The 21,490-nt window shown below is 70.1% G+C and carries 25 protein-coding genes and 1 pseudogene; 11 read left to right on the forward strand and 15 right to left on the reverse strand.

All coding sequences use genetic code 11. From position 1 onward, the window contains the following. Positions 1–4: 4 nt before the first annotated feature. The 3 genes from ABIE38_RS16470 to ABIE38_RS16480 form a co-directional block, all read right to left on the reverse strand. Positions 5–463, reverse strand: a complete 459-nt coding sequence (locus ABIE38_RS16470; protein ID WP_354058114.1) for an arsenate-mycothiol transferase ArsC — start codon at positions 461–463, stop codon at positions 5–7. After that, positions 460–1,572, reverse strand: coding sequence for an ACR3 family arsenite efflux transporter (gene arsB, locus ABIE38_RS16475; RefSeq protein ID WP_354058181.1), 1,113 nt, complete (start codon positions 1,570–1,572; stop codon positions 460–462). Before arsB ends, ABIE38_RS16470 begins: the two co-directional genes overlap by 4 nt. Before the next feature lie 139 nt (positions 1,573–1,711). After that, positions 1,712–3,352 (reverse strand): HNH endonuclease signature motif containing protein, encoded by a 1,641-nt coding sequence (locus ABIE38_RS16480; RefSeq protein ID WP_354058116.1) that lies wholly within the window; start codon positions 3,350–3,352, stop codon positions 1,712–1,714. 135 nt (positions 3,353–3,487) lie between these two features. Here ABIE38_RS16480 and ABIE38_RS16485 point away from each other — a divergent pair, with 135 nt between their 5' ends. Further along, positions 3,488–3,838 carry an ArsR/SmtB family transcription factor gene (locus ABIE38_RS16485; protein ID WP_354058118.1) on the forward strand — a complete coding sequence of 117 codons (351 nt, stop codon included), beginning with the start codon at positions 3,488–3,490 and terminating at the stop codon, positions 3,836–3,838. 111 nt (positions 3,839–3,949) lie between these two features. On the opposite strand, the pseudogene ABIE38_RS16490 reads toward ABIE38_RS16485, so the two are convergent. The 3 genes and pseudogenes from ABIE38_RS16490 to ABIE38_RS16500 form a co-directional block, all read right to left on the reverse strand. Further along, a pseudogene (locus ABIE38_RS16490) lies at positions 3,950–4,211 on the reverse strand (arsenical pump-driving ATPase); the annotation flags it as partial. A gap of 40 nt (positions 4,212–4,251) precedes the next feature. Next, entirely contained in the window at positions 4,252–4,983 is a 732-nt protein-coding gene (locus ABIE38_RS16495; RefSeq protein ID WP_502914799.1) for an arsenate-mycothiol transferase ArsC, read from the reverse strand. 53 nt (positions 4,984–5,036) lie between these two features. Further along, entirely contained in the window at positions 5,037–6,551 is a 1,515-nt protein-coding gene (locus tag ABIE38_RS16500; RefSeq protein ID WP_354058122.1) for a SulP family inorganic anion transporter, read from the reverse strand. 100 nt (positions 6,552–6,651) lie between these two features. Here ABIE38_RS16500 and ABIE38_RS16505 point away from each other — a divergent pair, with 100 nt between their 5' ends. Continuing rightward, positions 6,652–7,005 carry a MerR family transcriptional regulator gene (locus ABIE38_RS16505; protein ID WP_354058183.1) on the forward strand — a complete coding sequence of 118 codons (354 nt, stop codon included), beginning with the start codon at positions 6,652–6,654 and terminating at the stop codon, positions 7,003–7,005. On the opposite strand, the gene ABIE38_RS16510 is transcribed toward ABIE38_RS16505, so the two are convergent. Continuing rightward, complete coding sequence (locus ABIE38_RS16510; protein WP_354058124.1) at positions 7,006–8,067, reverse strand: ArsO family NAD(P)H-dependent flavin-containing monooxygenase; 1,062 nt, start codon at positions 8,065–8,067, stop codon at positions 7,006–7,008. 73 nt (positions 8,068–8,140) lie between these two features. Here ABIE38_RS16510 and ABIE38_RS16515 point away from each other — a divergent pair, with 73 nt between their 5' ends. Both ABIE38_RS16515 and ABIE38_RS16520 read left to right on the forward strand, forming a co-directional pair. Then, complete coding sequence (locus ABIE38_RS16515) at positions 8,141–9,241, forward strand: permease (protein WP_354058126.1); 1,101 nt, start codon at positions 8,141–8,143, stop codon at positions 9,239–9,241. 37 nt (positions 9,242–9,278) lie between these two features. Continuing rightward, positions 9,279–9,515 (forward strand): thioredoxin family protein, encoded by a 237-nt coding sequence (locus ABIE38_RS16520; protein ID WP_354058128.1) that lies wholly within the window; start codon positions 9,279–9,281, stop codon positions 9,513–9,515. 12 nt (positions 9,516–9,527) lie between these two features. On the opposite strand, the gene ABIE38_RS16525 is transcribed toward ABIE38_RS16520, so the two are convergent. Beyond that, positions 9,528–9,938 carry an arsenate reductase ArsC gene (locus ABIE38_RS16525; RefSeq protein ID WP_354058130.1) on the reverse strand — a complete coding sequence of 137 codons (411 nt, stop codon included), beginning with the start codon at positions 9,936–9,938 and terminating at the stop codon, positions 9,528–9,530. A 68-nt stretch (positions 9,939–10,006) separates the two neighbouring features. Further along, positions 10,007–11,164: an acyl-CoA dehydrogenase family protein gene (locus ABIE38_RS16530; protein ID WP_354058131.1), complete on the reverse strand. Its 1,158-nt coding sequence runs from the start codon at positions 11,162–11,164 to the stop codon at positions 10,007–10,009. A 113-nt stretch (positions 11,165–11,277) separates the two neighbouring features. Between ABIE38_RS16530 and ABIE38_RS16535 the strand changes: the two genes are divergently transcribed. Continuing rightward, positions 11,278–12,045, forward strand: a complete 768-nt coding sequence (locus ABIE38_RS16535; protein ID WP_354058133.1) for a PIG-L deacetylase family protein — start codon at positions 11,278–11,280, stop codon at positions 12,043–12,045. An 8-nt stretch (positions 12,046–12,053) separates the two neighbouring features. Here ABIE38_RS16535 and ABIE38_RS16540 read toward each other — a convergent pair whose 3' ends face one another. From ABIE38_RS16540 to ABIE38_RS16550, 3 genes are read right to left on the reverse strand one after another with little or no spacing between them, the layout of a single operon-like run. Then, positions 12,054–12,791: an APA family fibronectin-binding glycoprotein gene (locus ABIE38_RS16540; RefSeq protein ID WP_354058135.1), complete on the reverse strand. Its 738-nt coding sequence runs from the start codon at positions 12,789–12,791 to the stop codon at positions 12,054–12,056. Then, entirely contained in the window at positions 12,788–13,462 is a 675-nt protein-coding gene (locus ABIE38_RS16545; RefSeq protein WP_354058137.1) for an alpha-ketoglutarate-dependent dioxygenase AlkB family protein, read from the reverse strand. Before ABIE38_RS16545 ends, ABIE38_RS16540 begins: the two co-directional genes overlap by 4 nt. Beyond that, on the reverse strand, positions 13,459–14,298 hold the full coding sequence (locus ABIE38_RS16550) for an inositol monophosphatase family protein (protein ID WP_354058139.1): 840 nt from the start codon (positions 14,296–14,298) through the stop codon (positions 13,459–13,461). The genes ABIE38_RS16545 and ABIE38_RS16550 overlap by 4 nt, the downstream gene beginning before the upstream one ends. A 130-nt stretch (positions 14,299–14,428) precedes the next feature. On the opposite strand from ABIE38_RS16550, the gene ABIE38_RS16555 reads away from it, so the two are divergent. The 5 genes from ABIE38_RS16555 (at position 14,429) to ABIE38_RS16575 (ending at position 18,942) form a co-directional block, all read left to right on the forward strand. Beyond that, positions 14,429–15,073 (forward strand): ABC transporter permease, encoded by a 645-nt coding sequence (locus ABIE38_RS16555; RefSeq protein ID WP_182609363.1) that lies wholly within the window; start codon positions 14,429–14,431, stop codon positions 15,071–15,073. Next, complete coding sequence (locus tag ABIE38_RS16560; RefSeq protein ID WP_354058141.1) at positions 15,070–16,263, forward strand: ABC transporter ATP-binding protein; 1,194 nt, start codon at positions 15,070–15,072, stop codon at positions 16,261–16,263. Before ABIE38_RS16555 ends, ABIE38_RS16560 begins: the two co-directional genes overlap by 4 nt. Continuing rightward, positions 16,260–17,024: an ABC transporter permease gene (locus ABIE38_RS16565; RefSeq protein ID WP_354058143.1), complete on the forward strand. Its 765-nt coding sequence runs from the start codon at positions 16,260–16,262 to the stop codon at positions 17,022–17,024. Before ABIE38_RS16560 ends, ABIE38_RS16565 begins: the two co-directional genes overlap by 4 nt. Continuing rightward, a complete protein-coding gene (locus tag ABIE38_RS16570) occupies positions 17,021–17,998 on the forward strand; it encodes a glycine betaine ABC transporter substrate-binding protein (protein WP_354058145.1) in 978 nt (325 codons plus the stop codon). The genes ABIE38_RS16565 and ABIE38_RS16570 overlap by 4 nt, the downstream gene beginning before the upstream one ends. Positions 17,999–18,069: 71 nt before the next feature. Continuing rightward, on the forward strand, positions 18,070–18,942 hold the full coding sequence (locus ABIE38_RS16575; protein ID WP_354058147.1) for an alpha/beta fold hydrolase: 873 nt from the start codon (positions 18,070–18,072) through the stop codon (positions 18,940–18,942). Between the two features lie 49 nt (positions 18,943–18,991). On the opposite strand, the gene ABIE38_RS16580 is transcribed toward ABIE38_RS16575, so the two are convergent. Next, positions 18,992–19,297 carry a hypothetical protein gene (locus ABIE38_RS16580; RefSeq protein ID WP_354058149.1) on the reverse strand — a complete coding sequence of 102 codons (306 nt, stop codon included), beginning with the start codon at positions 19,295–19,297 and terminating at the stop codon, positions 18,992–18,994. A 35-nt stretch (positions 19,298–19,332) separates the two neighbouring features. Continuing rightward, positions 19,333–19,800, reverse strand: coding sequence for a hypothetical protein (locus tag ABIE38_RS16585; RefSeq protein ID WP_354058151.1), 468 nt, complete (start codon positions 19,798–19,800; stop codon positions 19,333–19,335). A gap of 163 nt (positions 19,801–19,963) precedes the next feature. Between ABIE38_RS16585 and ABIE38_RS16590 the strand changes: the two genes are divergently transcribed. Next, complete coding sequence (locus tag ABIE38_RS16590; RefSeq protein ID WP_354058152.1) at positions 19,964–21,043, forward strand: FUSC family protein; 1,080 nt, start codon at positions 19,964–19,966, stop codon at positions 21,041–21,043. On the opposite strand, the gene ABIE38_RS16595 is transcribed toward ABIE38_RS16590, so the two are convergent. Beyond that, positions 21,040–21,489, reverse strand: a complete 450-nt coding sequence (locus ABIE38_RS16595) for an MmcQ/YjbR family DNA-binding protein (protein ID WP_354058154.1) — start codon at positions 21,487–21,489, stop codon at positions 21,040–21,042. The two genes, ABIE38_RS16590 and ABIE38_RS16595, sit on opposite strands and share 4 nt — an antisense overlap. Position 21,490 lies beyond the last annotated feature (1 nt).

Below are 21,490 nucleotides of genomic sequence, written 5' to 3' on the forward strand. Positions count from 1 at the left end.
CGGCTTAATCGGCTGAGCCGGCCCCCCGGTCGTTCAACTCGGCCCACAGTCGCCTCACGCGGGCGTCGATGTCGTCGCGGATCAGTGCCATCCGCCCCGCACCGTCGATCCCCCGCTCACTCGGTTCATCGGTCTCCCAGACGTCGATGACCGCGCGCATCCCGTCAACGGGTTCGAGCCGTGCGGCCGTCCCGAGCACGACGACACGGTCCGCGCGTCGCATGACGTCGTGATCGACCGCCGCCGCGGTGCCACCCGACATGTCGGCGCCGATCTCGGCGAGGGCGGCCACGGCCTCGGCATTGGGGGGCTTTCCCAGCGCGGGCTGCGTACCGGCTGAGTGGACCTCCACCGCGTCCCCTGCCGCGTGACGCAGCAGCGCCTCCGCCATCCGGGACTTGCCACGGTTGGACTTGCACACGAACAGGACGGTGGGCCGGCGGCCTTTCGCGTTCGGCGTCATCGGCGATCGGCTCCCGGCGCACTGGAGTCGGGGGCCGGGGTGGAAGCGGCCGCCATGTCCTGGTGGATCGCGTTCGGGACCGTCGGGTCCCCCTTGAACAGACGCTTGCCCGCCCACAGGCTCACGTACACCAGGGCGATCAGCACGGGCACCTCGATGAGCGGCCCGACCACCCCTGCGAGCGCCTGACCGGAGGCCACCCCCCAGGTGCCGATGCTGACGGCGATCGCGAGTTCGAAGTTGTTCCCCGCGGCCGTGAACGCGACCGCAGTGGACTTGGCGTAGTTCAGGCCGGCCGCTCGGGCCGCGAGCAGGCTTCCGCCGAACATGAGGATGAAGTAGGCCAGCAGGGGCAGCGCGATTCGCGCCACGTCGAGGGGATTTCCGACGATGGTGTCGCCCTGGAACGCGAAGAGCACGACGATGGTGAACAGCAGGCCGTACAGCGCCCACGGTCCGATCTTCGGCAGGAAGGTCTCCTCGTACCACTCCCGCCCCTTGGCCTTCTCGCCGAAGTGCCGGGTGAGGAATCCGGCCAGCAGCGGGATACCGAGGAACACCAGGACGCTCAACGCTATCGCCCACACCGAGAACCCGGCGGTGGTGGTCTCCAGCCCCAGCCAGCCCGGGAGGACCTGGAGGTAGAACCAGCCCAGGCCCGCGAAAGCGATCACCTGGAATACCGAGTTGATCGCGACGAGCACCGCTGCCGCCTCCCGGTCGCCACAGGCGAGGTCGTTCCAGATGAACACCATCGCGATGCATCGGGCCAGGCCCACGACGATCAGGCCGGTGCGGTATTCGGGCAGGTCCGGGAGCATGAGCCAGGCGAGCGTGAACATCAACGCGGGCCCGACCAGCCAGTTCAGTGCGAGGGACAACACGAGAAGCCTGCGGTCCCCGGTGACGCGACGTGTCTCGTCGTAGCGGACCTTGGCCAGGACGGGGTACATCATCACCAGCAGCCCCACCGCGATGGGAACCGAGATGCCCCCCACCTCGACCGCCTCCAACGCTTCGGCGATGCCGGGCACCAGGCGCCCGGCCAGGAGCCCGAGCGCCATGGCCGCGAGGATCCACACGGCCAGATAGCGGTCGAGGAAGGACATCCTCGCGGCGACCGGAGTGCCGGGATCGACAGGGGACGGGGGGCCAGCGTTCGCCGAGACCTGGGTGCTCATGCGGCCAACCCTAGGCAATTCATCGATGCCGGTCAATGTGTGACATTAACCACTGAACCCCGCGAGATCAGAACGGTGGCGGGTCGAGAATCTCGTCGAGGAGCTGTTGGACCTGCTCCTCGGCACGGCTGACCACCGGCTTGTTGCGACTCCACCAGCGGCCAGTGGAGGGCCTGGTCCGGTCGGGACCAGCGCGGTCGGGACCGGTGCGGGCGCGTTCTGCGCGGCGGCGGGCTGCACGGCGGGTCCAGAAGGTCGGCTCGGCCTGCAGTGCACCGTCGGCGGCATTCGGCTCGGGACTGCGGGCTTGCTGAGTGTCCCAGGCGTCCTGTTCGGCTCGGGCCTGTTCACGCCTGTAGGCGGCCAGGGGCCCGGAAGGCCTGGTGAGCATGGTGGATCCGTCAGGTGTGACGACGACGAGGGTGCCGTCTGGCGCCAGGTCGTAGATCCATCCGGAGAAGGTCTTGAACCGGTGATGGCGCCGACACAAGCACATCAGATTGCACTCGGCGGTGTGTCCGCCCCGCTGCGGGTCGGCGTGGTCGAAGGGCCGACAGTGATCGATGTCGCAGTGTTCGGCCGCCACCGTGCAACCCGGGTGCCTACAGGTGCCGTCCCGGAGGCGGATGCGGCGGGCCAGAGCGGCGCCGGGCCGGTAGGTCAGGGCACGGCGGGCGTCGTCGGCGGCGCCGATAGCGGGGTCGACGTGTTCGAGGCTGGCCCCGTCACTGGCGGTGAGCATGTCGAGCAGTGCCTGAAGCGCGGATTCGCCTGTGCGGGGGAACTCGACCTGCGGGTCGAGACCTCTGCCCCGGGCAAAGACCGTCACGCGCGGCCGCAGTGGCGAGGGTGACTCGTCCGGCCCGAGACCGGCGGCACGGGTGCGACCCCAGTCCCCGCATACCAGGGACAGCAGGGCGTCCGCGCGGCGCTCGGGCAACGGATAGGTCGACGTGTCCGCCGCCTCGGCGTCGGGTTGTGCCTGGGCGGATTCCGCAGAAGCACCCGGTTCGGGGTCGGCGAACTCGGCGGCGCGCTGGTCGATGGCCTCGGCCAGGACAGCGGCCTCATCGGAGGCCAGGGTGGCCCACAGGTTGGTCATGCCGTCGGCACCCTTGCGGATGTGGACCCCGCGGCCGCGGGCGGCGGCGTCTCTGCGTTCGCGGATGCCGTCGGCGTCGTAGCGGGCGATGATCGCATCAACGGATTCGCGCACCGACCGGGCACCCAGACGCTCGCCGGCCTCGATGGCAGCGAGATAGTCGTCCACGACCTCCTGCTGCACCCGGGACAGGACGGCAGGGTCGACCGTGGCCATCTGGCGGGCCAACAATTCGGCTGCGCGCTGTTCCATCCGGCCGGACGAGAGGGCTTCCATGACGGCGGGGTAGCGCTCGGTCAGGTCCGCGGCAAGGCTGATCATGGTGGCGGCCCGGCCGGTTGAGATGGGCATCGCCGCCACGAGGTAGCCGGTGCACACGTCGAACGGGTCGACCACCGCGTGCCCGGGAGGGGAGCCGTCCCCTGCCCCGGCCTCGTCCTGGCGCACGCACTCGAGGAACAACGCGTAACACGCGGCCAGGCGGGCCCCAGCGGCGCGGTTCTCCGCGACCCAGGTGCCGCGGGCGACGTCGGCCAACCTGCCGAGCACCGAAGGATGGTCGGAGCGACCGGCCCCACTTGTCACACCGCCAGCCGCGTCGCCCATGCCCCCACCTCCGATCGCACGTCGCCGTCACCCTGCATCGAACTCCTGTTCTATTATACGCACACACTTTCGAATGAGCAAGGGGCGATCTCCGCATGCCTCCCCCATCCCGATCGTCCGAGTAATCTGGGGGCCATGACCTCGTCCGAGCCCACCGAATCCTGCTGCATCGCCGGCGCGAACGGGCCGCTCAACCAGGCGGAGGCCGAGGCCGCGGCAGCCCGGTTCAAGGCACTCGCCGATCCCATGCGCCTGCGCCTGCTCTCGCACATCGCGGCGGCGGACTGCGACGACGTCTGCGTGTGCACCCTCACCGAGCCGCTGGGGATCACCCAGCCCACCGTGAGTCACCACATGAAGAAGCTGGTCGAGGCGGGACTCGTCACCCGGGAACAACGCGGCCGGATGGCGCACTACAGCATCGTCCCGGAGGCGTTCGCCCAGATCCGGGACATCGTCGACGTCCGAGGCCTTCGCTTCGTCTGAGATCGACCCGGGCGTCGGGTCCCTAGATCGCAGCCCCGGACGCCGAAGTACTCGACACCGCAGCACCCGCACCCTAGGCCGGACGACGCAGCGCCTCCGGACCGACGGGGTCCACGGTTCGATGCCGGCCCGTCGCAGGTCATCCTGGAGGGCCGCCGCCTCGAGGACCGGCGTGGTCTCCGCGAGGGAGACGATGAGGATCGTGGTCTGCGCCGGATCCTGCAGTCTCATGAGCGGCGTGGTGTAGCGAACGCCGTCCCCCAAACTGCCGGGCGGTGTCGACGACGACGAAACGACGCCTCGACTCGTGGATCACCCAGGAGAACGCCTGGAAGACCGCCCCTCGGAACCACTCAGCCGGAGAAATGCGGCCGAGCAGCAGAGCGCGGATCAATAGACGGTGATGGTGGTGGTCACGGTGCCGGCGTCCCCTCGGTGGACGGTGCCCCGGTGGCGGGCGCGAGCGTCACACCGATGATCACCGGGAGGGCCTGGCGGACCCGGGCCTCGATGTCGTCGCGGATGGCACGGACCCGGTCGAGATCCTGACCGGCGGGGTCCGAGACGTCCCAGTCCAGGTACCTCTTGCCCGGGTAGACGGCGCAGGCGTCCCCGCACCCCATGGAGATCACCACGTCGGCGGCCGCCACCACGTCGTCGGTGAGCGGCTTGGGGTATTCCGAGGTCAGGTCGAGTCCGATCTCGGCCATGGCCGCCTGGCAGTTCTCGTCGATCCCGGACCCCGGGAGCGACCCGGCGGAGCGGACGTGGACCCGTCCTTGCGACCGGTCCGCCATGAGCGCCGCGGCCATCTGGGAGCGCCCCGAGTTCTGGACGCAGATGAAGAGCACCTCGGGTACGTCCTTGGTCACCCGCCCCTCTGCCTGCGCGAGAGCCTTGAGCCGGTCGGTCGCGAAGCGGCGGGACAGCGACGGCAGGTGGGTGGTGACGCGCGCGGTACGACGCAACGCGGCATAGGACTCGAACACCACGCGCTCGACGGTCTGCGGGCTGAACACGCCCTCGTAGTGCCCGGCGAGCTCGCGGGCGTCGCGCTGGAGTTGCGCCTGGGGCATCAGCAGCTCGGGAAGAGGAGCGTCGTGCACGGATCGGGACATATCGGCCCCCAAGCCTCGTATCGACATCCATCAATATAGACAGCCATCGATGCTTTGGGAAGCCGTCCGGGCCGGCGTTCTCAGTGCCCGGAGCCGAGTTTGCCCGAGAGTTTCTCGAGCCGCTCCTGGCTGGCACCGTCGAGTCCGATCACCGACAGCGTCTTGCCCTTGGCCGCGTACTTCTGCTGCACGGCGTCGAGAGTGGCCACGGTCGAGGCGTCCCAGACGTCGGCGTCGGTGAGGTCGAGCACCACGTGCTGGGGATCGCCGGAGTAGTCGAACTGGTACACGAGGTCGTTGCTCGACGCCCAGAACAACTCGCCCGTGACCCGATACGTGCGGGTGTCGACCGCCCCGTCGTGGTCGGTGTCGAGCTCGGCGACCTTCTCGATGGTCGTCATGTGCGCGACCCGGCGGGCGAACATGATCATCGCGGTGACCACACCGAGGATCACGCCGATCGCGAGGTTGTGGGTCCACACCGTCGCGGCCACGGTGACGACCATGACGAGGGTCTCGGACAGCGGCATCAGCCGCAGGGTCCGGGGATGGATCGAGTGCCAGTCCATGGTCCCCACAGAGACCATGATCATCACGGCGACCAATGCGGCCATCGGGATGAGTCCGACGATATCGCCCAGGACGACGACGAGGATCAGCAGGAACACGCCGGCGAGCAGTGTGGACAGCCGCGTCCGGGCACCCGAGGCCTTGACGTTGATCATCGTCTGCCCGATCATCGCGCAGCCGCCCATCCCGCCGAAGAATCCGGTGACGAGGTTGGCGACGCCCTGGCCCCAGCCCTCGCGCGTCTTGTCGGAGTGGGTCTCGGTGATGTCGTCGACCAGCTTGGCCGTCATCAGGGACTCCATGAGCCCCACGAGCGCCATCGCCAGCGCGTAGGGGGCGATGATCTGCAGCGTCTCCAGGGTGAGCGGCACGTCGGGCAGCAGGAGGGTCGGCAGCGACCCGGGCAACTCGCCCTGGTCGTGCACGTTCGGGACGGTCCACCCCACCCAGACCACCACGATCGTCAGTGCCACGATCGCGATCAGCGGCGCGGGGATCACCGTGGTGAGCCTGGGAAAGAACACGAGGACGAGAAGCCCCACCGCCACCAGCGGGTACACCAGCCACGGCACGCCCACCAGGTGCGGGATCTGGGCCATGAAGATGAGGATCGCGAGCGCGTTGACGAATCCGACCATGACCGACCGGGGGATGAACCGCATCAGCCTCGCGACCCCGAACACGCTCAACAGGATCTGCAACACCCCCGCCAGCAGGACCGTGGCGATGAGGTAGTCCAGTCCGTGCTCGAGCACCACCGGCGCCACGACGAGCGCGATCGCTCCCGTGGCCGCGGAGATCATCGCCGGGCGACCGCCGGTGAAGGCGATCGTGACCGCCATCGTGAACGAGGCGAACAGTCCCACGCGGGGGTCGACGCCCGCGAGGATGGAGAACGAGATCGCCTCCGGGATGAGCGCCAGCGCCACCACGAGGCCGGCGAGCACCTCCGTCCGGAGCCGGGCGGGGGAGGAGAACGCAGCGCGGAACGAGGGCAGCACGCCAGTCGGGAACTCGGTGCTCACGGATCACCTACAGTCGGGGTCAGGACTCTCACACGGCGCGAGAGTAGAAAGCTACCGTAACGGGAGAGTTGTGGGCAGGCCAAGTCGCGGCGAGCAGACCATGAAGATCGGCGAGGTCGCCGAGCGCACTGCGCTGTCGATCCGGAGCCTGCGGCACTACGACGAACTCGGCCTGGTCAGCCCGTCCGCGCACTCCCCCGGGGGTTTCCGTCTCTACACCGAGGGGGACGTCGAGCGGATCCTGCTCATCAGACGGATGAAACCACTGGGGTTCAGCCTGGAGAGGATGCGCGACTTCTGCCGCGCCCTGGACCGCCGAGCCGACGACCCGGCAGGATCGGCCTCACTGATCGCCGAGGTCGAGACCGAGGCCACCGAGCGGCTCGAGCGCCTGCGGACCCACCTGGGTTACGCCGAGGAGTTCGTCGAGATCGTCGCGCGCCTCAGGGTCTGATCACCGTCCGAGCGCAGCGGACACGGCCGCCTTCGCCCACTGCCCGACCCCGATGAGAGTCGCCGAGGCCGGCCCGCACCAGTCCCCGTAGCCGAGCAGGAACAGCCCGGGCACGTCCGGCACCGCGGGCCCGTCGGTCACCACCCGGCCACCGACCCGCGGCATTCCCAGGCCCCGGAGGTGGCCGAGAGCCGGCCGGAACCCGGTGCACCAGATCACCGCGTCGACCGGTTCGCGTCGACCGTCGTCCCATTCCACGCCGTCGGGGTAGAACCGGTCGAACATCGGGGTGGCCGCCAGCAGGCCCGCGTCGCGGGCGGCGCGCACAGGGGGGACGACGACGATGTCGCCCAACTCGGCGACACCGCGGCCACTCCCGGATCGCACCGAGGCGGTGGCGACCCGGAACAGCTCCCGTCCGTCGACGTGGTCGGGCAGATAGCGCGGCGGCCCAGCGGTGCACCAGATCAGGTTGCCGTCGCCCCCCTGCAGATGTCCGGCGAGGTCGGCGGCGATCTGCGCGCCCGAGTTCGCACCCCCCACCACCACGACGCGCCGGCCGCCGAAGGGCTCCGGGCCCCGGTAGCCGGCGCTGTGGATCTGGTCGCCCCGGAAACCCCCGACACCCGGGTACGTCGGCACGAACGGCCTCGACCACGTACCGGTGGCACTGATCACCGCGCGGGCACGCCACCGGCGGCCGTCGGCGGCACGGAGCACGAACCCGTCCGGATCGTCCCGCTCCACGGCCACGATCCGGGTCGAACGCCGGACGGGTAGCCCGTAGTACTCCTCGTACCCGCGCAGGTACTCCACCACGTGGGCCGCGTCGGGGTTGCCGTCGACCGTCGGGTGCATCCGGCGGCCCGGGAGGGACGAGTAATCGGCGGGCGAGAACAGTCGCAGCGAGGGCCAGGTGTGCGGCCATGCACCCCCCGGCCCCTCGGACGCGTCGAGGATCTCGAAGTCAGCGCCGGCGCGGGCGAGGTAGAAGCCGGCGGCCAGTCCGGCCTGTCCGCCGCCGATCACCACGACGTCCCTCACCACAACGTCTCTCACCACTGTCCGACCCCCGTTCGGAACCCTCTGAACAGTTCCTATAGACACCTATCGATATCAATTCTACAGTGGAGACATGAGTCGCCCACCCGCCCCCGCGACCGGCCAGACCGGCCAGACCGGCCCGGAGAACGAGATCCCGGACACCGACGCCGGCGTCCGCGAGCATCGCCTTCTCGTGGCGTCGCTCGCCGCGGCCGCGGTGGCGTGGGTCGCCCTGTGGGTGATCAACGAGTGGTTCTGGGACGCGGCCGTCGGCTGGCTCGGCCTCGACCTCGCCGACCGGGCGGTCGGTGCCGTGCACTTCTTCCTGTACGACACCGTCAAGATCTTCCTCCTGCTCCTCGGCCTGATGTTCCTGGTGGGCATGCTCCGGGCGAGCCTCGACCTCGACCGTGCCCGCGACTGGCTCGAGGGCCGGGGGCTGTTCGTCGGGCTCACCCTGGCGATCGTGCTCGGCGTGGTGACCCCGTTCTGCTCCTGCAGCTCGATCCCGCTGTTCATCGGGTTCGTCGCCGCCGGCATACCGCTCTCGGTCACCCTCGCCTTCCTCATCGCCTCCCCGCTCATCAGTGAGATCGCGGCCATCATGATCGGTGAGATGTTCGGCTGGCACATCGCCGCCGCCTACGTCGGCGCCGGCGCCGCCATCGCCTTCGTCGCGGGCTGGGCCCTGTCCCGGTTCCGGCTCGAGAAGTGGGTCGACGACGTGGTCTTCACCACCCGGGTGGCCGTTCTCCGCGCGGACGGACACGTCCCCACCCTCCGCGAGCGGGTGGACGCCGCCCTCGGTGAATCCCGGGACATCTTCCGCAGCGTCTGGATCTGGGTGGTGGTGGGCGTCGGCATCGGTGCGGTGATCCACGGTTGGGTCCCCGAGGACTTCTTCCTCCGGTGGGCGGGACCGGACAACCCGCTGGCGGTTCTCGTCGCCACCCTCGCGGGGATCCCGCTCTACGTCAACGGCGCCGGGGTCGTGCCGATCGCCGAGGCGTTGTGGACCAAGGGCATGAGCCTGGGCACCGTCATGGCGTTCATCATGAGCTCGATAGCGCTGTCCATCCCCCAGGCGATCATGCTCAGGCGGGTCATGCAGCCGCCGCTGCTCGCACTGTTCTTCGCCGTCGTGGCGGCCGGCATCCTCGCCATCGGCCTACTGTTCAACCTCATCGCCTGATTCCGACTACCGCCCTACCCCACACACAGGAGGAACGATGATCGTCAAGGTGCTCGGGCCCGGCTGCCGCAACTGCCACACCCTCGTCACCCGCACGCGGGAAGCCCTGGCGGCGCTGGGCGAGGACGCGGAGATCGTCGAGGTCACCGACGTCGGCGAGATCGCCGGCTACGGGCTCATGAAGACCCCCGGGTTGGTGGTCGACGACGAACTCGTCATGGGCGGGAAGGTACCGACCGTTCGCCAGCTCACCGAGCTCCTGCGCGGACGCTAGGTGGACTGACAGCTAGGTCGGGGACACCCCGAGTTCGGCGAGCAGAACCGACACACGGCGCTTGATCTCGTCGCGGATGGGCCTGACCGCGTCGACGCCCTGTCCGGCGGGATCGTCGAGGGTCCAGTCCAGGTAGCGCTTGCCCGGGAAGACCGGGCAGACGTCACCGCACCCCATGGTGATGCACACGTCGCTCGACTGCACCGCCTCGCTGGTGAGCACCTTCGGCGTGGCCGCCGAGATGTCGATGCCGTCCTCCGCCATCGCCTCGGCGACGGCCGGGTTGATCGAGTCCGCGGGCGCCGACCCGGCCGAGCGGACCTCCACCGCGCCTCCGGACAGGTGCTCGGTATAGGCGGCGGCCATCTGTGAGCGACCCGCGTTGTGCACGCAGACGAAGAGAACGGACGGACGATCGGTCACGGTGACTCCCCCGGCAAAATGTATCGACGACTGTCGATAGTAACCGCTCGACGCCCTCGCGCGGCGGGTCACAGCGCCCGGCCGATGACCTCCTTCATGATCTCGTTGGTGCCGCCGTAGATCCGCATGACGCGGGCGGCGGCGAACTTCTGCGCGATGGGGTACTCCATCATGTAGCCGTAGCCCCCGAACAGCTGCAGGCTGCGGTCCACCACGTCGTCGAGCATGTCGGTGGCCTGGAGCTTGGCCATCGAGGCGGTCACGGCGTCCAGCTCGCCGGCGATCTCGCGGGAGATGCAGTGGTCGATGAAGGTGCGGCTGGCCATGACGGAGGTCTTGCACGCCGCCAGCTCGAACCGCGTGTTCTGGAAGTCCAGGATCGGCTTGCCGAAGGCCTGCCGCTCGCGGGTGTACTCGAGGGTCTCGACCACGGCGGCCTCGGCCATCGCCAGCGCGTCCACCGCGATCGCCAGGCGCTCGCGCGGGAGCTGGTTCATGAGCTGGTAGAAGCCCTGCCCCTCCTCACCGCCGAGCAGGTTGGCGGCGGGCACCCGCATGTCGTTGAAGAACAGCTCCGCGGTGTCGGCGCCGTGACGGCCCATCTTCTCCAGCACCCGGCCCCGCTCGAATCCGGGGGTGTCGGCCTCCACGGCGAACAGGGCCATGCCCTTGTGACCGGCGTCGAGGTCGGTCTTGGCCGCCACCACCACGAAGTCCGCGGAGCCACCGTTGGAGATGAAGGTCTTGGAGCCGTTGATGACGTACTGGTCACCGTCACGCCGCGCGGTGGTGCGGACGCCCTGCAGGTCCGAGCCGGCGCCGGGCTCGCTCATGGCGATCGCGGAGATCCACTGACCGGAACACAGCCTGGGCAGCCACTCCTGCTTCTGCTCCCGGGTCGCATAGTTGGCCACGTAGTGGGGGGTGATGGTCGACCCGACGCCCATCCCGAACGCCGTGTCACCCGAGTACACTAGCTCCTCTGTGACGAGGTACTCCATGCCCGGGTCCCCGCCCTGCCCGCCGAACTCCTCGGGCACGTCGAGGCAGATCAGCCCGGCCTCGCCGGTGCGCAGCCAGGTCTCGCGGTCCACGTGCTTCTGCCTGGCCCACTTCTCCTGGTTGGGCGTCATCTCCTTGGCGAAGAAGGCGCGCGCGTGCTCGCGCAGGAGCCGGTGGTCGTCGGTCTCCCAGGAGGGGCGGTAGTCGGGGAAGAGTGCGGACACGGCAGGGCCTCCGGGGGAGCTACGACGACGACGACGAGGTACGCGGTCGAGCATACGACGGCGGTCCGACCCGACTGCTCGCGCGCCGACGCGCCCGGGGCCATACTCGGGGCATGACCCACTCCCCGGATCAGCCCGAGAACGACCGGTCCGCGAACCCGGCCCCCTCGGATCCCCCCGCACCCGAGCCGTTCCCCACCGACTGGACCCGCTGCCTGGTGCTGGTGGCCCATCCCGACGATCCCGAATACGGTATGTCCGCGGCGGTCGCGCGGTGGACGGCCGAGGGCCGCAGCGTCGTCTACGTCCTGGCGTCCAGCGGGGAGGCCGGTATCGAGGGGATGGCGCCCGCGGTCGCGGGCCCGATCCGTGAGGAGGAGCAGCGGCGCTCCTCGGCGATCGTCGGTGTCGATGAGGTGGAGTTCCTGGGGTTTCCGGACAGCCGGATCGTCAACGAGGCCGGGCTCCGCGACGCCGTCGCCGACGCCATCCGCCGGCACCGCCCGGACATCGTGGTCTCACTGTTCTCCGGAGAGGAGTTCGGTCCGGGGATGCCCAACCAGAGCGACCACATGGAGTTCGGCGCGGCCGTGGGGGCCGCGTACGACGACCTGGTCGCGGCGGTCGGGGTCGATGCCGCGGAGGGGCGGCCGCAGATGTGGTTCGAGTCCTCGCCCGAGATGACGCACTACGTCGACGTGAGCGGGTTCGTCGGGGCTGCCGTGGACGCGCTGGCCGAGCACTCCGAGTACCTGTCGGTGCTCGACCCGACCACGCCCGTGCGGGAGCAGGCCCGCGCGCAGGTGGAGGCCGTGTGCGCACCACGGGACGGGCTGTCCGACGGGAACCCTGTGGTGGGCTTCCGGCGGATGCGACCCTGAGCGGCGGATCAGGCGGGCGCGCCCGGCTGCCCGAGTGGTGCGTAGGCCGCCTCGGATGGCCGCAGTCGCCCGACGATCTCGTCCGCCCACTCGGCGTGGGGTGAGGACACGGTGCCGTCACCCGGCAGACCGATATACGTGAGCCAGTAGCGCTGCCCACCCTCCCCGACGACCGCCGAGTACACCAGCGCACCCTCCGGGCCGATGAGGTCCTGCTGGACGGCGGGGAGCACGCGGAACGAGACGGACCAGCCGTCGCCGACACGGGTGCTGATCTCCTCCGCCCGCTCCTCGACCGGCTGACCCGGAACGGGGAGGAGGAACTGGCCCATTCCGCTGGCCAGCGTGAGCGCCGCCTGCCGGTTGTCCGGATTGCCCGGGTCGAACAGTTCCTCGGTGAGCGCGCCCGCCAGCACGACCCCCTCCGAGCGGCCGGCCTCCCCGTCACCGACCTCCTCAACCCCGGGCTCCCCGACCGGGGTCAGGGCGGTGGTGCCGAAGACCAGCTCGCCCGATTCGGCCCCCCAGCCCTCGGGGACGCGGATGACGAGGCCTGAGTAGGGATCGACGTGATCCGAACCGGCCGCGACCTGGGTCTTCGGCGACAGGGTGCGGACCCCCGGGGCATACGTCGCCGACGAGACGAGGACTGTTCCGACCGCGGCGACCACCGCCAGGACGGCGACCAGCGCCACCATGAGAAGGGTCCGGTTCCGGCTGGTGGAGGTGGGGCGCCCTGAGATCATCCGCCCAGCGTAGGCGGGCGGGTCTCACGCAGCGTGATGTTGACCCGTCCGGGCCCGGCGCCGAGCACCTCCCGGCACCAGGCCGGTGCGGTGCCGTCGAAGACCCTGGGAACACCGTGGAAGGCCATCCGCGACGGGCCGCCGAACACGACGAGGTCGCCGGACTCCAGCCGCACGTCGGTGTACGGGCGGCCGCGGTGGCGTGGGGTGCCGAAGCGGAAGGTGCAGGCATCACCGAGACTCAGCGAGACCACCGGCGCCGAACTGGCCTCGTCACGGTCCTGGTGCAGGCCCATGGTGGCATCACGGCCGTAGAGGTTCACCAACGCCGCGTCGGGTGTGTAGTCCGGGTGGCGAAGGAGCGGGTACACCGCGGTCGCCGCCTCGAGCCCGGTCCGCGCCGCCCGGACCAACCAGTCCGGCAGCGGCGGGACCACCTCGTCGTCGTCGTACCGGTAGGGCGTCCAGTGCCGCCCCAGGCTGAGCGTCCGCACCGACATCCTCCCCCCGCCGGGCAGCACGATCGAGCGCGGCGGCCGCGCGGCCGCCCAGTCCACGCAGGCCCGCAGCAGGAACTCCTGCTGCGTGCGGTCCATCCAGTCCGGCAGGTGCACCGCGCCGGGACCGAGGACCGCCGGCGGGCGGTGTATCCCGAAAAGCGGGTCGGTCACCGTGGGTCCGCGCCGAGCACCGCCCACGCCTGCTCCGCCAGGGAGGGTGTCGCGGCGGCCACGACCGTGCCGCCGTCCAGCGGCTGCCGACCGTCCGGTCCGGTGATCACGCCGCCCGCCGCCTCGATGATCGGGATGAGCGCCACGATGTCGTAGGAGTTCAGGTCGGACTCGACCACCAGGTCCACCCGGCCCGCGGCGAGCATGCAATAGGCGTAGCAGTCGCCGCCGAAGCGCTGCAGGCGGACCCGGGAGGCGAGGTCGTCGTAGCGTCGGCGCAGCTCGCCGTCATCCCCGAACATCGACGGGTGGGTCGTGTACATGATCGCGTCGGAGAGCTCGTCGCATCCCGAGACGCGGAGATCGAACGTCTCCGGACCGTCCGATCGTCGACGCACGGTGGCGCGCCCGTGGACCGCGGCGAAGGTCTCCCCCAGCACCGGCTGGTCCATCCACCCGGCGACCGCCCGGCCGTCCTCCACCACCCCGACGAGCGTGCCCCACCCGGACATCCCGGTCATGAACGCCTTGGTACCGTCGATCGGGTCGAGGTACCAGGTGCGGGAGGCGTCCGCGGGCCCGGACTCGCCGTTCTCCTCCCCCACCACCCGGTCCCCCGGCGCCATCGACGAGATCCCGGCCCGCAGCAGCGCCTCGATGTCGCGATCGGCCTCGGTCACCGGGTCGTACCCCCGCCCCCCGCCCTTGTCGCCGGCGGCCAGCGCCTCGAGTTCGCCGTGGAAGTGGCGGCGGGCGATCCTGCCGGTGGCGGCGAGCAGCTCGTCGAGGTGCTCGATCAGGTCGGGGTCCAGGGGACGGTCGGGACTCGCAGTCATGGCCCCATGGTGCATCACGCCCACCGGTCGCACGCCGGATCCCACCGGGACATACTCGTTCCCACCCCTCTACACGTGCTCATCCGGATAGCGTGAGCAGACCGAACCGCACGGACGGAGCCGAGATACGTTGAACGACCTCGTGGACTTCATCTCCACCCGCCGGCTCCAGCTCGCCACCGATTCCTGGCAGCACGTCAGCGCGACCGTGCAGGCGGTCCTGCTGGCCACGCTGCTGTCGGTGGCCGTCGGCGTGGCGGTGTACCGCAGCAGGGCCGGCTCCGCCGTGGCCACCGGCCTGGCCGCCACCGCGCTGACCGTGCCCTCGTTCGCGCTGCTGGGACTCCTCATCCCGATCCTGGGGCTGGGCGTGCTGCCCACCATGACGGCGCTGGTGATCTACGCGGTGCTGCCGATCCTGCGCAACACCATCGTCGGACTCGACGCCGTCCCGGCGGCCACGGTCGACGCCGCGCGGGGGGTCGGGATGAGCCGGATCGGGGTCCTGGGCCGGGTGGAGATCCCGCTGGCGTGGCCGTCGATCCTCGCCGGGATCCGCGTGTCCACCCAGATGTCGATGGGCATCCTCGCCATCGCCGCCTACGCCAAGGGGCCGGGGTTGGGGAACCTGATCTTCGCCGGGCTCTCCCGCGTGGGGACGCCCACCGCCCTGCCGATGGCGCTCACGGCGACCGTCCTCATCGTCGTCCTCGCGCTCGTCCTCGACGCGCTCCTCGTCCTCCTCGGACGCCTCACCATCAGGGGGAACCAGTGACCACACCCACCGCGCACGACGCCGGCGCCGTGTCCGGGGTGCCCATCACCCTGGACGACGTCACCAAGGTCTACCCCGGCCAGGAACGACCGGCCGTCGACCACGTCTCGCTCGAGCTGCCCGCCGGACGCACCACCGTGTTCGTGGGCCCCTCCGGCTGCGGCAAGACCACCACGATGCGGATGATCAACCGGCTGATCGAACCGACCTCGGGGACCATCACGATCGACGGCCAGGACAACCGGACCCTCGACGCCGACACCCTGCGTCGCCACATCGGTTACGCCATCCAGGCGTCCGGCCTGTTCCCGCACCTGACGGTCGCCCAGAACGTCGGGACCGTGCCCCGGCTTCTCAAGTGGAAGAAGTCGCGCGTGGCGGGCCGCGTGGACCAGATGCTGGAACTGGTGGGCCTCGACCCGGCCGACTACCGCGACCGCTACCCCGCCCAGCTCTCCGGTGGTCAGCAGCAGCGGGTCGGGGTGGCGCGGGCCCTGGCCGCGGACCCGCCGGTGCTTCTCATGGACGAGCCGTTCGGCGCCGTGGACCCCATCACCCGCGCCTCGCTCCAGGACGAGCTCATCCGCCTGCAGGACGAGCTGCACAAGACCATCGTCTTTGTCACCCACGACTTCAACGAGGCGGTCAGGCTCGGTGACCGGATCGCGGTGCTCGGCCCCGGCTCGTCGGTCCTGCAGTTCGACTCCCCCGAGGCGATCCTGGCCAACCCGGCCGACGAGACCGTGGCCGGCTTCATCGGCGACGACGCCGCGTTGAAGACCCTGACCCTCCGGCGAGTGGGAGATGTGGATCTGGGGAGGGCGACGACGGCGAGGGAGTCCGAGGACCCGGCCGACTTCGCCTCCCGCGTGCGTGGAACGGACGACGAGTGGGCGGTGGTCCTGGACGACTCCGGGCGCCCCCTGCGCTGGGTGCGCGGGGACCTGGTGGCCCGGATGCCGGACCTCCGTTCGGGTGGCCAGCCGGTGGCCGGCACCGTCACGGTCGACTCGACGCTCCAGGAGGCGCTCGACGGGCTGCTCTCGACCGCCAGCGCGACCACCGTGGTGGTCGACCGTTCCGGTGCGTACCGGGGGACGATCGGCATCGACGACCTGGTGGCCGAGCTCCGGCGCATCCACCACCACCACAACGTCCCCGGCTCCCCGGACCCCGCGGAGCGCTCGTGAGCGCCACGGCAGCCACGTCCCGGGCCGCGTCCCGCGCCGACTCGGCCCGGTTGGTGGTGCAGCCGGTCCTCATCACGCTGGCCGCGGTGGGCGTGCTGTGGTGGGCCTTCGGAACCGAGCTCGACGAGACCCAGAGGGCCTCGCTCAACGCCTCGTCCATCACGCAACGCACCCTCGAGCACGTCCAGATCACCTTCACCGTGGCCGCGATCGTGGTCGCGGTGGGGGTGCCGCTGGGGATCCTGCTCACCCGCCGCCGGATGGGTTTCCTCGCGCCTGTCGCCATCGGGATCGCCAACGTCGGCCAGGCGGCACCGGCGATCGGGCTGATCGTGCTGCTGTTCCTGGCCACCAACCGGACCGGATTCTGGATCGGCGTCCTGCCCGTGGCCGTCTATTCACTGCTCCCCGTACTACGCAACACGATCGTGGGGATCCGGAACGTGGATCCCGCGCTGATCGACGCCGCGAGGGGACAGGGCATGACGACGAGCCGCGTCCTGCGCACGATCGAGTTACCGCTCGCGGTGCCGTTCATCCTGGCCGGGCTCCGCACCACGCTCGTACTGGCGGTCGGCACCGCCACGCTGAGCTTCCTGGTCGACGCGGGCGGCCTGGGGATCTTCATCGACACCGGCTACCGACTCCAGGACACCACCACACTCGTGGTGGGCTCCGTGCTGGCGGTCTGCCTGGCCCTGCTGGTCGACTGGCTCGGCGGGGTGGGCGAGGTCCTGTTCAACCCGAGGGGGCTGCGATGACCACCCTGAAGCGACTGCTCGCCTCGTGCCTGGCCACCGTACTCGTGGCGACCGGGTGCGGGCTGAGCGACGGCGGGTCCGTGCCGCTCCCCGTGGGCCCCGGCCCGGACGGCACCGTCCCCGCGCTCGAGGGGGTGCGGGTGACGGTCGGCGGCAAGGACTTCACCGAGGGAGTGATCGGCAGCTACCTGGTGGAGTTCCTCCTGGCCGCCGCCGGGATGGAGGTCTCCGACATGTCCTCCCTGGCCGGGTCCAACAGTTTCCGGCAGGCCCTGGTGACCGGCCAGGTCGACATCGGGATGGAGTACACGGGCACCGCGTGGATGAGCTATCTCGGCAACTCCGAACCCATCCGCGACCCCGAGGGGCAATGGGTGGCGGTCCGGGACGCCGACCTCGAGGCCCACGACCTCCGGTGGCTGCCCCCGACGACCGTCGACAACACCTACTCGTTCGCCATGAGCCGGGCCACTGCGGAAGAGACCGGTCTGCGTACGTTCTCCGACTACGCCAGGCTCGTCCAGACCGATCCGGAATCCGCCGTGACCTGCATGGAGACCGAGTTCTCCGTGCGCCGTGACGGCTGGCCCGGACTGGCCGAGGCCTACGGGTTCGACGCCGCCACGGTCCCGGTGCCGATCATGCAGCCCGGGATCATCTACCAGGCCACCGCCACCGGCCGGGAGTGCCGGTTCGGCGAGGTCTACACCACCGACGGCCGGGTCAAGGGTCTCGACCTGGTGGTCCTGGAGGACGACCAGCGCTTCTTCCCCGTCTACAACCTCGCCACCGTGGTGCGGGGCGAGTTCCTGGACGCGCATCCGGAGATAGAGGACGTCCTGGCTCCGCTCGTCGAGGTCCTTGACAACGAGGTGATGGTCGAGATGAACATGCGGGTCGACGTCGACGGCGACGATCCGGCGCTGGTCGCGAGGGATTTCCTGGTCGACCGGGGACTGGTCTCGGCGGAGTGACCGCGCGTCCGGCCGTGCAGAGCGCGGCGAAGAGGCGAACAATCGGGGTCAGGTACCCGAGGAGGACACTCATGACCAGGAACCCGCTGGCCGCGATCCCGAGGTCGGCATCGCGCCTCCCGCGGATGGCGCCGGACATGACGCTGCTTCCGGCCGGGAGGATCGTCACCCTCGCCGACGACGTCACCACCAGGCTCTACGACACCGGCGAGGAGCACCTCACGCCGGTCATCCTGCTGCACGGGATGGCCGCCACCGGGATGCTCAACTGGTACCAGACCTTCCAGCGCCTGCGGGGCGAATACCGGCTCATCGCCTACGACCAGCGCCGCCACGGGATGGGCCACGGCGGCCCGTTCGACTTCGGGGCACTGGGCGAGGACGTGCTGCGGGTATCCGACCACCTGGAGTTGGAGACGCCGGTCATCGGCGGGTACTCGATGGGCGGCATCGTCGCCCAGCTCGCGGCCCGGCGCGACCCCTCCCGGCTGGGCGGGTTGGTGCTGGCCGCCACCGGTACCGGTGCCCAGCGCAACGCACTGGAGAAGATCACGATGGGGTCGCTGACCCGGGGCGCCCCCGTGCTCAACGCCGTCCCCGTCGAGGTGGCCAGGGAGATCGACGACGAGGTGCCCGGCGCCTACACCTGGGCGATGCGGGAACTGTCCTCCGTGCCCCTGGCGACCCACCGGACGGTGATCACGGAGGTGGCCCGGTTCAACTCCACGTCGTGGCTCAACGAGCTGGACCTGCCCGTCGCGATCGTCAAGACCATGCGCGACATCGCCTTCCCCCGGTGGATCCAGGACGAGATGGCCGACCTGCTGCCGCACAGCGCGGTGTTCCCGATCAGCGCCGGCCACGCCGCGTGCGCGACCCATCCCGGGACCTTCGCCCGTCGGATGCGCACGGCGATCGGCTGGGTGGTGTCCAACTCGCACTGAGGTCCGGCCGCGACCGCCGAGGGTGGTGCTGCCGGTGCTGTCGGTGCTGTCACACCGCGGAGTATCGCACCGCCGTGATGACGAAGACGACGATCGCGACCCCACCGAGGACGACGCCGAACAGTCCCCGGCGCGGGTCCGGGTCCTGGTTGGTGAGCCACCCCGTGGGCCACCGCGCGAGCAGGCCGAAGGCGACCGCCATCAGCGCGGCGAGGAACGCGATGATGTTGAGCAGAGGAACCCAGGACAGCGCCAGGGACCCCACCCCCAGCACCAGCGACCGGGTGCCCAGATCCATGCCCTCGGACGATCTCCTCCTCGGGGAGGCGGCATCGGAGCGGGGGCGCAGCGGCATACGGCCAGCCTAACCCCGTCCGACCGGGAGTCGGCTCAGCCCAGGAACTGACCGTCGACGAACCCCGTCAGCAGTACCGCGAACCCGCCCATCTCCCCCACGATGAGTGCCAGCATGCCGACCCGCATCATGGTCGACGGGTGCTCGAACTGGTTGGTGGTGTCCTGCAGTGCGCCGTGGACGATGTAGCTGCCGATCGCCACCACGAAGAAGAACACCAGGACCCCCGCCGCCGTGAGGTTCACCCACATTGGCCAGCTGCTCAGCTCCACGAACACGGCGATGAGCAGAATCGCGAACGAATACAGCAGTGACGCCCGGTGCGCGATGTCGACGTAGGGGTGCGCGAGGTGGTCGGCGCTCGTGGCCATCTGCCGGTATTTCCACACTCCCAGCCCCAGGGCCAGCATGAAGACCAGCCCGGCGGCGAGCAGCGTGAGCCGCGTGTCGAGGCCGAGCTCGACCGACACCGCCGACAGGGTGGGGGAACTGAGCGGGTCCATGGGTCCTTCCGGGGGGCGCTGAGCGATGCGGCTGTGTCCGTACTCACCGACCCTAGGGCAGAATCGGTCACCGCACCGTGGTCACCACACCGTGGTCACCTCGGCCGACGGTCACGGCACCCGGGATTGTCGTCACGCCGGGCCACCCACGAGAATGCTGCGTATGCCACGACTCCGAGAACTCGCGGGCCGGCCCGACGTCAGGACCGACCTGCTGCAGATCGTCAAGAGCGTGATCGCCGCCACGGCCGCGTGGTGGCTCTCGGCCCACGTCCTGGACTCGCCCCTGCCGTTCCTGGCGCCGTGGACCGCCCTTCTCACCGTGCACGCCACGGTCCACCGGTCGTTGTCCCGCGGAGTGCAGACGACGGTGGCGTCCGCGATCGGCGTCGGTCTGTCCTTTCTCATCGGGTTCTACCTCGGCGTGAACGTGTGGACCTTCGCCCTGGCGATGTTCGTGGGTCTGGCCGGCGCCCGGATCACCTGGATCCGGGACGAGGGGGTCGCGATCGCCACCACCGCGGTGTTCGTGCTCTCGAGTGGGTTCTCGGACCAGCAGCCCCTGCTCCTCGACCGCATCATCGAGGTCGCCGTCGGGGTGGGGATCGGTGTGCTGGTCAATCTCCTGATCATCCCCCCGATGCGGGATCAACAGGCGGCCAGCCAGGTGGATCGTATCGACCGCCGGATCGGGGACATCCTCGTCAACATGTCCGACGAGTTCTCCACCTCATGGGAGACGGACGCCGCCGACGGATGGCGACGTGAGATCGAGTCGGTGTCCGACGAGGTCGAGACCGCGTGGGGAACGGTGCACTTCGCCCGCGAGAGCCGCCGGTCGAACCCCCGTCTGGCCCGCCGACGCCTCGGCCGCGCGCACCGTACCCACGAGGGAGTCGACTACGAGGAGGTGCTGGGTCGCGTCGACGAGGCCGTCTCGCACATGAGGCACCTCATCCGTACGCTCCACGAGGCCTCCTATGCGGAGGGGCCGTGGGACGAGCGCTTCCGCAGCGAGTGGGCCTCGATCGCTCGCGACGCCGGTCACGCGATCGCCGATCCCGACGCCGAGATGGAATCGATCCACGACCGCCTGGTCGGGTTGACGCACTCCATGGCCGAGGACGGTCGGCTTCCCCGGGACTCCTGGCCGGTCTACGGCTCGTTGCTGACCAGCATGTTCCACATTGCCGTGCTCATCGACGACGTCGCCTCCATGCGGAGCGTGCGGAAACCCGCCTAGCGCTCCCCCCGGCCGGCCTCTCGCTGCTCGGCGTCCAGGCGGGCGACCCTCCGTGCTCCGGCGAGTTGCCGGTAGGAGGACTCGACCAATTCGGAGACCTCGTCCCAGTCCACGGAACCGGGATCCCCCGCCCCCTGCTTCCCGGGCCGGTCCAGGGGCAGTGCCCGCCATCCCCGGACGCCGACGTAGGCGGGCACCACGATGCGCTCGTCCTGCTCGAGGGCCGGCAGGTCCTCGGGGTCCGGGAGGAACAGCAGGGCGCGGGCGAGCAGGGGATCCGCGTGGCCCCCTTTGACCGTTCCACCGTAGGAGGCGAAGACCTTGGTGGTGTACCAGTTCGGCCGCCCGTGCGAGATCTTCTCCGCGGCGTCCGGCAGCGCCAGGCAGATCCCACGCAACCGGGCGAGCAGTGGATCGGAGTCGTCGAACATGATCGGGTGGCCCATG

The organism is Dietzia sp. 2505 (assembly GCF_040546785.1).
GTDB lineage: Bacteria > Actinomycetota > Actinomycetes > Mycobacteriales > Mycobacteriaceae > Dietzia.

Coding starts and splice junctions, on each gene's coding strand:
- ABIE38_RS16470 (WP_354058114.1), bottom strand. CDS start 463: ATGACGCCGAACGCGAAAGGCCGCCGGCCCACCGTCCTGTTCGTGTGC.
- arsB (WP_354058181.1), bottom strand. CDS start 1,572: ATGTCCTTCCTCGACCGCTATCTGGCCGTGTGGATCCTCGCGGCCATG.
- ABIE38_RS16480 (WP_354058116.1), bottom strand. CDS start 3,352: ATGGGCGACGCGGCTGGCGGTGTGACAAGTGGGGCCGGTCGCTCCGAC.
- ABIE38_RS16485 (WP_354058118.1), top strand. CDS start 3,488: ATGACCTCGTCCGAGCCCACCGAATCCTGCTGCATCGCCGGCGCGAAC.
- ABIE38_RS16495 (WP_502914799.1), bottom strand. CDS start 4,983: ATGTCGATACGAGGCTTGGGGGCCGATATGTCCCGATCCGTGCACGAC.
- ABIE38_RS16505 (WP_354058183.1), top strand. CDS start 6,652: ATGAAGATCGGCGAGGTCGCCGAGCGCACTGCGCTGTCGATCCGGAGC.
- ABIE38_RS16515 (WP_354058126.1), top strand. CDS start 8,141: ATGAGTCGCCCACCCGCCCCCGCGACCGGCCAGACCGGCCAGACCGGC.
- ABIE38_RS16520 (WP_354058128.1), top strand. CDS start 9,279: ATGATCGTCAAGGTGCTCGGGCCCGGCTGCCGCAACTGCCACACCCTC.
- ABIE38_RS16535 (WP_354058133.1), top strand. CDS start 11,278: ATGACCCACTCCCCGGATCAGCCCGAGAACGACCGGTCCGCGAACCCG.
- ABIE38_RS16540 (WP_354058135.1), bottom strand. CDS start 12,791: ATGATCTCAGGGCGCCCCACCTCCACCAGCCGGAACCGGACCCTTCTC.
- ABIE38_RS16550 (WP_354058139.1), bottom strand. CDS start 14,298: ATGACTGCGAGTCCCGACCGTCCCCTGGACCCCGACCTGATCGAGCAC.
- ABIE38_RS16570 (WP_354058145.1), top strand. CDS start 17,021: ATGACCACCCTGAAGCGACTGCTCGCCTCGTGCCTGGCCACCGTACTC.
- ABIE38_RS16575 (WP_354058147.1), top strand. CDS start 18,070: ATGACCAGGAACCCGCTGGCCGCGATCCCGAGGTCGGCATCGCGCCTC.
- ABIE38_RS16580 (WP_354058149.1), bottom strand. CDS start 19,297: ATGCCGCTGCGCCCCCGCTCCGATGCCGCCTCCCCGAGGAGGAGATCG.
- ABIE38_RS16585 (WP_354058151.1), bottom strand. CDS start 19,800: ATGGACCCGCTCAGTTCCCCCACCCTGTCGGCGGTGTCGGTCGAGCTC.
- ABIE38_RS16590 (WP_354058152.1), top strand. CDS start 19,964: ATGCCACGACTCCGAGAACTCGCGGGCCGGCCCGACGTCAGGACCGAC.
- ABIE38_RS16595 (WP_354058154.1), bottom strand. CDS start 21,489: ATGGGCCACCCGATCATGTTCGACGACTCCGATCCACTGCTCGCCCGG.